This is a genomic window from Arthrobacter sp. B2a2-09 (genome assembly GCF_027587375.1).
Classification (GTDB): Bacteria; Actinomycetota; Actinomycetes; order Actinomycetales; family Micrococcaceae; genus Arthrobacter.
In genome coordinates, this window is record NZ_JAMXIC010000004.1 from 71299 (window position 1) to 84974 (window position 13676).

At 63.2% G+C, this 13676-nt stretch carries 13 protein-coding genes; all 13 read left to right on the forward strand.

Annotated features, from left to right (window positions below; genetic code table 11):
- Positions 1 to 386: 386 nt before the first annotated feature.
- The 13 genes from NFJ07_RS05965 (at position 387) to NFJ07_RS06025 (ending at position 13673) form a co-directional block, all read left to right on the forward strand.
- Complete coding sequence (locus NFJ07_RS05965; protein WP_269993185.1) at positions 387 to 821, forward strand: MarR family winged helix-turn-helix transcriptional regulator; 435 nt, start codon at positions 387 to 389, stop codon at positions 819 to 821.
- Between the two features lie 33 nt (positions 822 to 854).
- Positions 855 to 1286, forward strand: a complete 432-nt coding sequence (locus NFJ07_RS05970; RefSeq protein ID WP_269993187.1) for an organic hydroperoxide resistance protein — start codon at positions 855 to 857, stop codon at positions 1284 to 1286.
- A complete protein-coding gene (locus NFJ07_RS05975) occupies positions 1283 to 2302 on the forward strand; it encodes an NADP-dependent oxidoreductase (protein WP_269993188.1) in 1020 nt (339 codons plus the stop codon). Before NFJ07_RS05970 ends, NFJ07_RS05975 begins: the two co-directional genes overlap by 4 nt.
- A gap of 334 nt (positions 2303 to 2636) precedes the next feature.
- Positions 2637 to 3743, forward strand: a complete 1107-nt coding sequence (locus tag NFJ07_RS05980) for a BMP family lipoprotein (RefSeq protein ID WP_269993189.1) — start codon at positions 2637 to 2639, stop codon at positions 3741 to 3743.
- A 164-nt stretch (positions 3744 to 3907) separates the two neighbouring features.
- Positions 3908 to 5458 (forward strand): ABC transporter ATP-binding protein, encoded by a 1551-nt coding sequence (locus NFJ07_RS05985; protein WP_269993190.1) that lies wholly within the window; start codon positions 3908 to 3910, stop codon positions 5456 to 5458.
- Positions 5451 to 6824, forward strand: a complete 1374-nt coding sequence (locus NFJ07_RS05990; protein WP_442865304.1) for an ABC transporter permease — start codon at positions 5451 to 5453, stop codon at positions 6822 to 6824. The genes NFJ07_RS05985 and NFJ07_RS05990 overlap by 8 nt, the downstream gene beginning before the upstream one ends.
- Positions 6821 to 8350 (forward strand): ABC transporter permease, encoded by a 1530-nt coding sequence (locus NFJ07_RS05995; RefSeq protein ID WP_269993191.1) that lies wholly within the window; start codon positions 6821 to 6823, stop codon positions 8348 to 8350. The genes NFJ07_RS05990 and NFJ07_RS05995 overlap by 4 nt, the downstream gene beginning before the upstream one ends.
- A gap of 2 nt (positions 8351 to 8352) precedes the next feature.
- Complete coding sequence (locus NFJ07_RS06000; RefSeq protein ID WP_269993192.1) at positions 8353 to 8763, forward strand: cytidine deaminase; 411 nt, start codon at positions 8353 to 8355, stop codon at positions 8761 to 8763.
- Complete coding sequence (locus NFJ07_RS06005; protein ID WP_269993193.1) at positions 8760 to 10070, forward strand: thymidine phosphorylase; 1311 nt, start codon at positions 8760 to 8762, stop codon at positions 10068 to 10070. The genes NFJ07_RS06000 and NFJ07_RS06005 overlap by 4 nt, the downstream gene beginning before the upstream one ends.
- Before the next feature lie 65 nt (positions 10071 to 10135).
- Positions 10136 to 10786, forward strand: a complete 651-nt coding sequence (locus NFJ07_RS06010) for a DedA family protein (protein ID WP_269993194.1) — start codon at positions 10136 to 10138, stop codon at positions 10784 to 10786.
- A gap of 236 nt (positions 10787 to 11022) precedes the next feature.
- Positions 11023 to 11712 carry a DedA family protein gene (locus NFJ07_RS06015; RefSeq protein ID WP_269993396.1) on the forward strand — a complete coding sequence of 230 codons (690 nt, stop codon included), beginning with the start codon at positions 11023 to 11025 and terminating at the stop codon, positions 11710 to 11712.
- A gap of 28 nt (positions 11713 to 11740) precedes the next feature.
- Positions 11741 to 12895: an adenosine deaminase gene (locus NFJ07_RS06020; RefSeq protein WP_269993195.1), complete on the forward strand. Its 1155-nt coding sequence runs from the start codon at positions 11741 to 11743 to the stop codon at positions 12893 to 12895.
- Between the two features lie 139 nt (positions 12896 to 13034).
- Entirely contained in the window at positions 13035 to 13673 is a 639-nt protein-coding gene (locus tag NFJ07_RS06025) for a MazG nucleotide pyrophosphohydrolase domain-containing protein (RefSeq protein WP_269993196.1), read from the forward strand.
- The last annotated feature ends 3 nt before the right edge of the window (positions 13674 to 13676 follow it).

Below are 13676 nucleotides of genomic sequence, written 5' to 3' on the forward strand. Positions count from 1 at the left end.
GTGGGTCGGTCGGCGGACGCTCGCTCGCTTATGTGGGTCGGTCGGCGGACGCTCGCTCGCTTATGTGGGTCGGTCGGCGGACGCTCGCTCGCTTATGTGGGTCGGTCGGGGGACGCTCTCTCGCTTATGTGGGTCGGTCGGCGGACGCTCGCTCGGATCATCTGCAGGAGGATCCCGTCGTTTGGGCTTGTTTGTGAGCGAGCGTCGCCCGAGATGGGCTTGTTTGTGAGCGAGGGTCGTCGGGGGTGGGCTTGTTTGTGAGCGAGGGTCGTCGGGGGTGGGCTTGTTTGTGAGCGAGGGTCGTCGGGGGTGGGCTTGTTTGTGAGCGAGGGTCGCTGGGGCGAATTGAGTTGTGCACAATTTAATTGTGAGCTATCGTTATATTCATGAGTGAAGCCCCCCGCCTCAACCACCAGGTCTGTTTCGCCCTCTACTCCGCGTCCAAGGCGGCGACGGCGGTCTACCGGCCGGTGCTGGATGAGCTTGGACTGACGTATCCGCAGTACCTCGTGATGCTGGTGCTCTGGGAGAACGAGCCGCGAAGCGTCCGGGAACTGGGTACTGAGCTGGGCCTCGATTCGGGCACCCTGTCACCGCTGCTCAAGAGGCTTGAAGCCTTGGGGTTGGTGGAGCGCCGGCGTTCGGCCGAGGATGAGCGTCGCGTTGAGATCCACCTGAGCGATGCGGGACGTACCCTCAGCGCCCGGGCCGGGGCTGTGCCGGAACGCCTCGCCGAGGCCGCCGGCTTGAGCGCCGCCGAACTTGCACAGCTTCACGACACCCTGGGCCGGCTCACCGAAGCCCTCCATTCAGCCATCTGATCGTCCATCCCCTCCGAAGGAAAAGGAACCACAGTGAAGACTCTCTACACAGCCGAGGCGCTTGCCTCCGGTGAAGGCCGCGACGGCAACGCACGCAGCAATGACGGCAAGTTGGACGTCGCTCTCGCCAGCCCGGTGGAACTGGGCGGAAATGGCCAGGGCACCAACCCCGAGCAACTCTTCGCCGCCGGATACGCTGCATGCTTCCACTCGGCGCTCAGGTTGGTGGGACGCAAGGCCCGGGTGGATCTCAGTGATTCCGCCGTGGCTGCCAAGATCCACTTCGGCGCACTGGAGGACCGCGAGGGATACGGGCTCGCCGCCGAGCTCGAGATCGCGCTGCCTGCCCTCGACCGGGAAACCGCCGAGCAGCTCGTGGCCAAGGCCCACCAGATCTGCCCCTACTCCAACGCGACCCGCGGCAACATCGCCGTCGACATCAAGCTTGTGGAGGTGGCCGCATGAGCGCCGCCGTCCCCAATAGCACCCGCGAAATCCAGCTGGCATCCCGTCCGCAGGGACGCCCTGTCCAGGAGAATTTCCGGTTGGCTGAGACCGATCTGCCGGAGCTTCAGGACGGCCAGATCCTGGTCCGCAACGAGTTCATGTCGGTCGATCCCTACATGCGCGGCCGCATGAATGACACGAAGTCCTATTCGGCACCTTTCCGACTCGATGCAGCGCTCGACGGCGGTGCGGTGGGCGAGGTGATCGCGTCCCGTTCCGAGGCTCTCAAGGTGGGTGACGTCGTCGTGCACCAGCTCGGTTGGCGCGAATTTTCCGTGCTGGATGCGGCAAGCGCGACGCCGGTTCCGGCCGGCCTGGCACCGACGTCGGCGTTCCTCGGAGCGCTTGGCATGACGGGCCTGACGGCGTATGCCGGGCTGCTCAAGGTGGCCGAGTTCAAGGCCGGGGACGTCGTCTTCGTTTCCGGTGCCGCGGGCGCAGTAGGTTCGATCGTCGGCCAGGTCGCCAAGGCCATGGGCGCCTCCAAGGTGATTGGCAGCGCCGGTTCCCCGGAGAAGGTGGCGCGCTTGCTGGAACTCGGCTTCGACGCGGCCTTCGACTACCACGACGGCCCGGTGGTGAAGCAACTCCGCGAGGCGGCGGGGGAGCGCGGCATCGATGTCTACTTTGACAACGTGGGCGGCGAACACCTCGAGGCTGCCCTCGCAGTCCTCACCGCGGGTGGCCGCGTGGCAATGTGCGGCGCCATTTCGCAGTACAATTCCACAGAGCCCACACCGGGCCCGCGGAACCTGGCCGTGGCCATCGGAAAGCAACTGACCCTCCGTGGCTTCCTCGTAGGCGGCCAGCGCCAGCACGCCGCCGAGTTCGCCGAGAAGATGGCCGGATGGCTGGCCGATGGAACGGTCCGCTACGACGAGACGATCGTTGACGGGCTGGAAAACGCGCCGCAGGCCTTCATTGATCTCCTGGATGGAGCCAACACCGGCAAGATGCTGGTCCGCCTGCCCTGAGTCCATTTCCGTAGCGGCGCGAACTGGCGGCAGATGCCCTCAAAAAGCGATTTTGGGGTCATCTGCTGCCAGTTCGCGCCCGTGGGAACGCGAATGCTAGGCCCGCTGGCTGGGAGTTCCACTACTGCTTGGTAACAAAAGCTCAACAATCTTCGGGTTGTTGGGCTTTTGTGTTACCCGGGTGTGTTCAATCCCACTAAAGTTGTGCCATCAGTGCGCCCCAGGCGCAGTGCTGCGAAGCATCAGTGAAAACAGAATTTCAGACTCGAGTTTTCGAAACGGACACTCATTGACCAACTGTCGTAGCATCAATCACTTTCTTCCTGGAGGAAAATTGAAGCAATCACTGCGTGCCACATTAAAGCGCGGTTCATTTGCGGGCGTCGCAACTGCGGGCGCCGCTGCACTTTTGCTGGCAGGCTGCGGCAGCGCACCGTCTGCGTCGAGCTCGGGCAGCGCCACCAAGTCGGACTACACCGCATGCATGGTGTCCGACTCCGGCGGCTTCGATGACAAGTCGTTCAACCAGTCAGGCTACGAAGGCCTTCAGGCGGCAGCCAAGGACCTGAATATCCAGGAGAAGCACGTCCAGTCCAAGGCCGACACGGACTATGACCCCAACCTGCGTTCCATGGTCCAGCAAGGCTGCAAGCTGACGGTTACGGTCGGCTTCCTGCTGGGCGACGCCACGAAGAACATTGCGACGGCGAACCCGAACGACCACTTCGCGATCATCGACTACTCGGACCCCACCTTCCCGAAGAACGTCAAGCCGATTGTCTATGACACGGCACAGGCTGCCTTCATGGCCGGATACCTCGCCGCCGGCACTTCCAAGACGGGCAAGGTTGCCACCTTCGGTGGCCTCAACATCCCCACCGTGAGCATCTTCATGGACGGCTTCTCTGACGGCGTGAAGTACTACAACCAGAAGAAGGGCAAGTCCGTCCAGCTGCTTGGCTGGGACAAGGACAAGCAGGACGGAACGTTTGTCGGCGACTTCAAGCAGGTCGACAAGGGCAAGGTCCTCACCCAGGGATTCCTGGACCAAGGGGCCGACGTCATCCTTCCCGTCGCTGGCCCGGTTGGAGCGGGCGCCGGAAGTGCGATCCTTGACGCCAAGGCGAAGGGCACGGACGCAAAGCTGATCTGGGTTGACTCGGATGGCTACCTGACCGCACCCGCCTACAAGTCGGTCATCCTGACTTCGGTCCAGAAGACCATGGCGACCGCCGTCGAAACGGTCATCAAGGCCGACAAAGACGGCAAGTTCGACCCCAGCCCCTACGTTGGCACGCTCGACAACGGGGGCGTGGCGCTTGCCCCGTTCCACGATCTCGACTCCGCTGTGCCGGCTGACATGAAGAGTGATCTTGACCAGTTGAAGAAGGACATCATCTCGGGCGCAGTCAAGGTCGAATCGAAGTCCAGCCCCAAGTAATAGTCCGGGCTAAACCGCGTCGCGCTGCCCTTCAGCCGAGTTTTGGCAGAAGGGCAGCGCGTTCTGCGTTGCCTTCAATTTTGCTCTTCGACACTCCTTGGCCGAGCACTATGCTGGGAGCACGGTGATGACGAGGAGCCATCCTTTATAGATGGGTTGGAGTTTTGAAACTCGAACTGAAAGGGATCACGAAGCGCTTCGGATCCCTCGTAGCCAATGACCACATCGATCTCGTGGTTGAACCCGGCCAAGTCCATTGCCTCTTGGGCGAAAACGGTGCCGGTAAATCCACCCTGATGAATGTCCTTTACGGACTCTACGATCCCAGCGACGGCGAAATCCTGGTCGACGGCAAGCCGGTCGTCTTCAAGGGTCCCGGCGATGCCATGGCGGCAGGGATCGGAATGGTCCACCAGCACTTCATGCTGATTCCGGTATTCACCGTCGCCGAAAATGTCGCGCTGGGAAACGAAGCCACCAAGGCTGCCGGTTTCCTGAACCTGGATGAAACCCGCCGCAAGATTTCCGAGATCTCCAAGCAGTACGGATTCCACGTCGACCCTGACGCCCTCGTGGAAGACCTGCCCGTGGGCGTGCAGCAACGGGTCGAGATCATCAAGGCGCTGGTGCGCGACGCCGAAGTCCTGATTCTCGATGAACCGACGGCGGTTCTCACTCCGCAGGAAACCGATGAGCTCCTGGACATCATCCGACAGCTCAAGGCCGCCGGAAAATCAATTGTCTTCATCTCGCACAAACTGCGTGAGGTCAAGGAAATTTCGGACATCATCACGGTGATCCGGCGGGGGAAAGTGGTGGGCTCGGCTGATCCCTCCGCGTCCCCGACGGAACTCGCCTCGGCGATGGTGGGCCGGGCGGTCAGCCTGACCCTGGAAAAGAAACCCGCCCAACCGGGTGAGGCGACCTTCAAGGTCCGGGACCTGACCGTCGTCGACCACAATGGCCAGCACGTCGTGGACGGGCTGAGTTTCGAGATCGCCAAGGGCGAAGTGCTTGCCATCGCCGGTGTCCAAGGCAACGGCCAGACGGAGCTCACGGAAGCCATCCTCGGCGTCCAGCCCCACGTCACCGGGTCCATCATCCTCGACGACGTCGAACTGCTCGGCAAGAGCGTCAAGCAGGTCCTTTCCGCCGGCGTCGGGTTCGTCCCTGAGGACCGCAAGATCGACGGCCTGGTAGGAACGTTCTCCATTTCCGAGAACATGATCCTGGACCTGTACGACAAGCCGCCTTTTGCCCAAGGCATCGGCATGAAACCGGCCTTGATTGCTTCCCACGCCGAGAAGAAGGTCGAAGAGTTCGATGTGCGGACGCCGTCGATCGATGTCGCCGTAGGCACGCTCTCCGGAGGTAACCAGCAAAAGGTGGTGCTCGCAAGGGAGCTGTCGAGGCCATTGAGGCTCTTCATCGCATCGCAGCCCACCCGAGGCCTCGACGTCGGCTCCATCGAATTCGTGCACAAACGGGTCATTGCCGAACGGGACAACGGAACTCCGGTGATGATCGTGTCAACGGAACTCGATGAAGTGCTCGAGCTAGCTGACAGGATCGCCGTTCTCTACCGCGGAAAGCTGGTCGGGATTGTTCCCGCCGGTACCTCCCGCGATGTGCTGGGTTTGATGATGGCAGGCGTTCCGGAACATGAGGCAGAACTGACTGCGCACAAGACCCTCGAGGGAGGAACACATGTCTGAGTCCAACACCCCTCGACAAGAAAACGAGGTCGAGCCGGAGCGCCCGGAAACATTGAACGACGAGGCCGTCCTGGATGTCGCATTGGACACTGCTGACGGTGCAATGGCCCCGTCGGCAGTTCCCGCTACCAGCCAAGGCGGACAGATCCCGCATGCCGCCGGTGGTTCGGTCTTCCGGCAGATCGTGACCGGAAACGCCATGGTCTCGGTGTTGTCCGTGCTACTCGCGATTGTGCTCGGCGGAATCCTGATGGCCGTGACCAACCCCAAAGTGGCTGAAACAGCAGGTTATTTCTTCGCGCAGCCGGGGGACATGCTCACCGAGGTCTTCAGGCCGTACGTGGCACTGGTCCAGGGCTCGATATTCAACTGGGCCGGGGCCGACGCCGCAGCCCAGCTGTACCCGATCACTGAAACCCTGACGGTGTCCACGCCCCTGATCCTGGCAGGTCTCGGCGTGGCCTTAGCCTTCCGTGCGGGACTGTTCAACATCGGCGCGCAAGGCCAAATCATCTTTGGTGCCCTGTTCGGCGCCTACGTGGGATTCACCTGGCACTTGCCTTTCCTGGTTCACCTGCTGCTTGTCATCGTTGCCGGATTCGTCGGCGGCGCGGTGTGGGGCGGCGTCGTCGGCCTCCTCAAGGCCCGGACCGGTGCGCATGAGGTCATCGTGACCATCATGCTGAACTACATTGCCAACTTCCTGCTCCTGTTCCTCCTGACCACTCCGGCTTTCCAACGCAAGGGCTCGACCAACCCGATCTCGCCCTTCCTGGACCAGTCGGCACTGTTTCCGGAGTTGCTCGGGCCCCAGTTCAGGCTCCACGCCGGCTTCCTCCTGGCTGTGCTGGCAACGATCTTCGTCTGGTGGCTCCTGAACCGCTCCACGCTCGGCTTTGAATTCCGGGCCGTGGGCGCCAACCAGAGCGCGGCACGCACCGCTGGAATCAACGTTCCCCGCGCCGTGATCCTCGTGATGGCGATTGCGGGTGCCCTTGCAGGCCTGGCCGGCATTGCGCAGGTATCCGGAACGGAGAAGTACCTCTCGGGAGGCGTCGCGGCTTCCATCGGATTCGATGCCATCACGGTCGCATTGCTGGGCCGTTCGACGCCGTGGGGAACCTTCTTCGCCGGGCTTCTCTTCGGCGCCTTCCGTGCGGGAGGCGTCGCGATGCAGGCTGAAACCCAGACCCCCATCGACATCGTTTTGGTCATCCAGTCCTTGATCGTCCTGTTCATTGCGGCACCGCCACTGGTGCGCGCGATCTTCGGACTGAACCCGCGGAAAAAGAAGAAGGCCACTGGCGGCCCCGGCTCCGGAACCATCCCCTCCGGAAAAATCGAGAGCGGAGCTGCAACAGCATGAGCACCACCACAACTCAGTCCGGCGGTGGCACACCCGCCGGTAACGCGCCTGCGCGCCCCGGAAAAACGGGTGCCACCGGGCTGGTCAGCTGGAAGGCCGGAATCGGACTGTCCCTGCTCGCAATCCTGGGAACCGCGCTGTTCGGGTTCATGTCCAATTCGAAGTCGGCAGGCTTCGGCATTGCCGAGGCGGCCAATGAAGCGGCCTCCAGTGTTGCTGCGTTGGTCACGTTCGTTCTGGCCCTCCTGCTTTCCGTTGGCCTCGGATACCTGTGGTTCGCCCGCCGTCGTCCGGGCCCCACGTCGGGTTCAGGCCTCGCGTCAAGTTCAGGCACAGTACCGGGTTGGTTGCCAGCATCCTTCGTCGCCGCTGTGGTGGTCCTCGGCCTTGCCGCGCTGGGAGTGGCGAAGGTTTCCAAGATCACGCTTCCTTCCGCGGCCATCGGCTGGATCGCTGCGGTGATTCTCCTGGGCCTGGCCGGCTACACGGTGTACCTCACCCAGGCGAAGAGGGCTACACCCCGCTGGGTGGGCGGTACCTTTGCCGCAGTGTTCCTCATCGGATTCATGGTCTGGATCGTGGCTGGCGGAAATGGTGATGAGCCGTCAATTTCCCTCGCCGGACTGATCGCAGGATCCGTAACCCTGGCTGTGCCGCTGGTCTTCGGATCCCTTTCCGGCGTCCTGTGCGAACGCGTCGGCGTGGTCAACATCGCCATTGAAGGGCAGCTCCTGCTGGGAGCGTTTTCGGCGGCCGTCGTTGCCACCGTGACGCACAATGTCTACGCCGGGCTGGTCGCGGCGGCCGTAGCTGGAGCGCTTGTTTCCTTGGTCCTCGCTGTGGTCAGCATCAAGTACCTCGTCAACCAGATCATCGTCGGCGTCGTGCTCAACGTCCTGATCAGCGGACTGACCAGCTTCCTCTTTTCGACGCTGCTGACGGCTGACCCGGATGGGCTCAACAAGCCGGGGCGCTTGCCTCCGGTGGACATTCCCTTCCTGTCCGATATCCCCATCATCGGCCCCATCCTGTTCCACCAGTCCCTCGTGGGCTATCTGATGTACATCGCCGTGATCGTGGTTTACCTCGGCCTTTTCCACACGAAGTGGGGACTGCGCGTGAGGGCCGTCGGCGAGCATCCGCAGGCTGCCGACACCGTGGGCATCAATGTCAACCGGACCCGTTTCTGGAACGTGCTCATGGGAGGCGCGATCGCGGGCATTGGCGGCTCGTTCTTCACGTTGGTGTCCGTGGATGCGTTCAGCAAGGACATGTCCGGTGGCCGCGGGTATATCGCCCTCGCCGCGTTGATCTTCGGGCGCTGGAACCCGATCGGCGCCTTCCTGGCCGCGTTGCTGTTCGGCTTCGCGGACAACCTGCAGAGCGTCATCACCATCATCGGATCGCCCGTGCCGAGCCAGTTCATGGCCATGCTGCCTTACGCCTTGACGGTCTTCGCGGTCGCTGGATTGGTGGGCAGGTCCCGGCCGCCGGCGGCAAGCGGCATACCGTACGTCAAGGGTTGACCGTGGCGGTCACGGATACTGAAGTGGACTGGGCGGCCCTCGAGGCCGCCGCGGTCGCCGCCATGGGGAAGGCCTACGCTCCGTATTCGAAGTTCCCGGTGGGGGCAGCCGCCCTCACCGAGGACGGGCGGATCGTCAGCGGCTGCAACGTCGAGAACGCCAGCTATGGCCTCACCCTGTGCGCCGAGTGCGCCCTGGTGGGAGACCTCCATATGGGCGGCGGCGGCAGATTGCGGGCGTTCTATTGCGTCGACGCCAAGGGCAACGTCCTCATGCCGTGTGGCCGTTGCAGGCAATTGCTGTATGAATTCCGGGCACCCGGCATGCAACTCATGACAACGCAGGGCATCAAGACCATGGACCAAGTGCTGCCTGATGCCTTCGGTCCCGACAACCTGGAGGAGAACCGGTGACACAGACTGAAGCGTTTGATGCCGTCCAGATCATCAGCATCAAGCGGGACAAGGGCACCCTGAGCCCGGAACAGATTGACTGGACCATCGATGCCTACACCCGCGGCGTCATTGCCGACGAGCAGATGGCGGCCTTGAACATGGCGATCCTGCTCAACGGGATGGACCGTGCCGAGATCTCGCGTTGGACGGAGGCGATGATCGCCTCGGGCGAGCGGATGGACTTCTCCAGCCTTCGGCGTCCCGACGGCGGCATGAAAGCCACCACCGACAAACACTCCACAGGGGGCGTCGGGGACAAAATCACCCTTCCGCTGGCGCCGTTGGTGGCGGTCTTTGGAGTGGCGGTGCCCCAGCTTTCCGGCAGGGGACTGGGCCACACGGGCGGCACGCTCGACAAGCTCGAAGCAATTCCCGGTTGGCGGGCGAACCTCAGCAACGAGGAAATCCTTGCCCAGCTGCAGGACGTGGGTGCTGTCATCTGCGCCGCCGGCACGGGATTGGCTCCGGCGGACAAGAAGCTCTACGCCCTGCGCGACGTGACGGGCACAGTGGAAGCCATTCCCCTGATTGCCTCGTCCATCATGAGCAAGAAGATCGCCGAGGGCACGGGCTCCCTGGTGCTCGACGTGAAGGTGGGCTCCGGGGCGTTCATGAAGGACGAAGCCCGTGCCCGCGAGCTGGCCGAAACCATGGTGGCCCTGGGCAAGGATGCGGGCGTCAACACGGTGGCCCTCCTGACCAACATGAGCACCCCGCTGGGCTTGACTGCGGGCAATGCGATCGAGGTAGAGGAATCGGTGGAGGTGCTTGCGGGCGGCGGTCCGGAAGACGTCGTCGAGCTGACCGTCAGGCTCGCCGAAGAGATGCTCGCCTGCGCCGGAGTGCACGACGCCGATCCCGCGGCCGCCCTCAAGGATGGCCGCGCGATGGACGTCTGGAACCGTATGATCGAAGCCCAAGGCGGCGATCCGCGTGCCGCCCTGCCTGTGGCCAGGGAATCCGAGGTCATCCGGGCTCCTGCCGACGGCGTCCTGGTGGAGCTCGACGCCTTGTCCGTGGGTGTGGCTGCCTGGCGCCTCGGCGCCGGACGTGCCCGGAAGGAAGACATCGTCCAAGCCGGAGCCGGGGTGCGGATGCATGCCAAACCAGGTGCCTTGGTCCGGGCGGGGGAGCCACTCATGACCCTCCTGACCGACACCCCGGAAAAGTTCGAACGGGCCAAGGAAGCCTTGGAAGGCGCCGTGCTCATCGCGCCGGAAGGCTCACGGCCGGCGCAACGGCTCATCATCGACCGGATCTCCTAGGTGGGTCTCCCGGGCATTTTGGGATGCCCGGGAGACAATCCGTGCGGCCATTCGTTAGAAAGACCGTGCAAGCCTTCAACGACTTCATCCTCGCCGCAGCCGGACAGCCTTGGGTCTTGCTTCTGGTTTTTGCCTGCTGTGTGATCGACGGTTTCTTCCCGCCCATTCCCAGCGAGTCGATGGTGGTGGGACTCGCGGCCGTCTCCGCGACCGCAGGGACGCCTAACGCGTGGCTGCTGATCCTGGTGGGCGCCCTCGGGGCTTTCACTGGCGACAACATCGCCTACTTGATAGGCCGCAAAATAGGTGTTCGCCGCTGGCGGTGGATGCGTTCCCAAAGGATGCAGGGTGCCTTCCGTTGGGCTGGGCGGGAACTTCGACGCCGGGCCGCGTCACTGATCATCGTGGCCCGGTTCATCCCCATTGGACGTGTGGCGGTCAACCTCACAGCCGGTGCTACGCATTTCTCGCACGGCATGTTTGTGGCGCTCACGGCCATGTCTGCCGCTTTGTGGGCCAGTTACTCCGTAGCCATCGGTTTGTTCTTCGGCCAGTGGTTCGAGCACAATCACCTGCTCGGAGCGACCATCGCGATCGTTGCGGCCGCCATCCTGGGAATCATCGTGGACCGGGTCATCAGCAAAGTCCGCGGTGCCACCCCCGCCACCGAAGAGGACGAGGAAGCCGGGGAGCCCGAAGAGGAGCCTGTCAGATAGCCAGGAGTGCACAGCCAGGGTGGCGCCGTCTCCTCCCTTGGTATGACGCGTTTAGCTCCGGAAGATCCCTCTGCGGGGGGATGCTCACGTTCCAACTTTCGAGCTAGCCTTAAATTGTGTCCCGGCCGGGGCGTAGCGAACGACGCTCCGGCCGTGGGACACTGGATAGCGATCTGTGTCACGCAACCGCGTGACTTTCCTTGAGGAGCAATGCCTGCGTGGAATTCATGAACCACATGCTCGAGCACGCCGCCGGGCAACCGTGGATCTACCCGGCGCTCCTGGTTTTCTTTTTCATCGACGGCTTTGCCACGATCCTTCCCAGTGAGACCGCGATCGTAGGGCTCTCGGCTTTGGCAATGCACCGGGGTGAGCCCAACCTGTGGCTACTCGGCGCTACCGCGCTGGTCGGGGCGATGGCCGGCGACAACATGGCCTACATGCTGGGCCGCAAGATCGGCTTGGACCGCTGGAAATGGATGCGCAAGCCGAAGGTCCAGAAGATGTTCGCCTGGGCACACTACGAGCTGGACAAGCGCGGCGCAGTGCTTATATTCACCGCACGGTATATCCCGTGGGGCCGTGTGGCGGTGAACTACGTCGCCGGACAGACCGGGTTCCGCCACAAGACCTTCTTCTGGCTGGATGCCTTCGCCTGCTTCACGTGGGTAGTCTATTCGATCGGCATTGGATCGCTGGCTGGCCACTGGGTGCACAACAACCCGCTCCTCGGAGTGGGGATTGCCGTGGCATTCGCCGTAGTACTCGGCGTCATTGTGGACCACACGCTGCGTTGGTGGCACAAGCACCTCGAAAAGAAGGACGCGGAGACGAAGGCGGCTGCTTCCGCGGAAGCAGCCGCAGCAGACGGAGGGACCGCGGTTAACGCGGCGGCCGGCGTCGATCGCTCAAACCCTGCTGGCTAAGCTTCTTCCGTCCCCCTAGAGTTGAGACGTGACTGAGCCCATTGTTGACGCCGCCCCTGCCCTTGACTTCGACCTGAAGAGCCTGCCGAAGGTTTCCCTTCACGACCATCTGGACGGGGGACTGCGTCCGGCCACCATCATCGAGCTGGCGGAGGCCGTCGGCCACCCCCTGCCTTCCACGGATCCCGTAGCACTGGGCCAGTGGTTCCGTGAGTCCGCCGACTCCGGTTCGTTGGTCCGCTACCTCGAAACCTTTGACCACACCATCGCTGTTATGCAGACCAAGGAAGGCCTGGCGCGTGTCGCCAAGGAGTTCGTTGAGGACCTGGCTGACGACGGCGTCGTGTACGGCGAGATCCGTTGGGCTCCTGAACAGCACCTGCAGAAGGGCCTCACCCTGGATGAGGTTGTGGACGCCGTCCAGGAAGGTCTCGACGCCGGCGTGGACGCCGTTGAGGAGTCCGGCCGCCAGATCCAGGTGGGCCAGCTCATCACGGCGATGCGCCACGCGGACCGCGGCCAGGAAATTGCCGAGCTCGCCGTGCGCCACCGCTACAACGGAGCTGTCGGCTTCGACATCGCCGGAGCCGAAGACGGCTTCCTGCCGTCCCGCTTCAAGGACGCTTTCACCTACTTGGCCGAGCACAACTTCCCGGCTACCGTGCACGCCGGAGAAGCCGCGGGCCTGGATAGCATCCAGTCCGCCCTCGTGGACGGCCGCGCCCTGCGCTTGGGCCACGGCGTCCGTATCGCGGAGGACATCACGGTTGAATTCGAAGATGCCGAAGGTGAAGAGGCCGACGACGACGCCGAGGACACCGTTGGCATGGTCACGTTGGGTGAGGTGGCCGGCTGGGTCCGCGATCGCGGAATTGCGCTGGAAATCTGCCCCTCGTCCAACCTGCAGACCGGCGCAATCGTGAACTTCGGCGAAGGCATCGAGAACCACCCGCTGGACATGCTTTACCAGTTGGGCTTCAACGTCACCATCAACACGGACAACCGGCTCATGAGCGGCGTGACGCTCACCGACGAGTTCGAGCTTCTCGTGGAGACCTTCGACTACGATCTCGACGATCTTCTCGAACTGACCCTTAACGCGGCCGAGTCGTCGTTCCTGCCGCTCGACGAAAAAGAAGCGTTGGTGGAGTACATCAACGACGCCTACGCCAACCTTGCCTGAGGAAACTCCTTCAGGCGCGGCCTCTGAACGACCCACGGACGTGCTCGGTGGGCCCACGGCAGCAGGGGTCCCCGGCCGAGCTTGCGAGGTGGGGGAGCTGCTGGGGAAAATTGCTTCTTTGCGCGAGCATTGTCCGTGGATGGGGGCGCTGACCCACGAATCCCTCGTCGAGTACCTGATCGAGGAAGCGTACGAAGTGGTCGATTCGATCGAAGCCGGTGCGTCCGGTTCCGATACGGCCGTCGAACTCCGAGGTGAGCTGGGCGACGTGCTGCTTCAGGTGGTACTTCACGCCCGGCTCGCCGAGGAGCAAGGACAGTTCACCTTCGACGACGTCGCCCGCACCATCACGGAGAAGATGGTGCGGCGCAACCCGCACGTCTTCAGGCCGGACGGATCCTTGCAGGATTCCTTCCCGGCCACCGTGGAGGAGATCGTCGAAAAGTGGGATGCCGTGAAGAAGGCCGAAAAGCCCGAGCGTTCGGATCCTTTCGAAGGCATTCCACCCCACCTTCCGGCCCTCGCCCTGGCGCAAAAGTCCCTTGACCGTGCCGAGCGCGCGGAGCGCTCAGGCGGCGCGGAACGCCGTGGCCGTCCGGTTGCCGCGGTGGAGGTTCCCGACTCCGAAGCCGCGCTTGGAGACTTGCTGCTTGCCGTTGTAGCGGGCTCACGGGAGAAGGGCTTCGACGCCGAACGGGCCTTGCGCGGTGCCGTACGCCGCTACCAGGGACGCGACGGCGAAGCCACAAAACGTGAGGGGTCCGACGCTGTTCCGTAACGT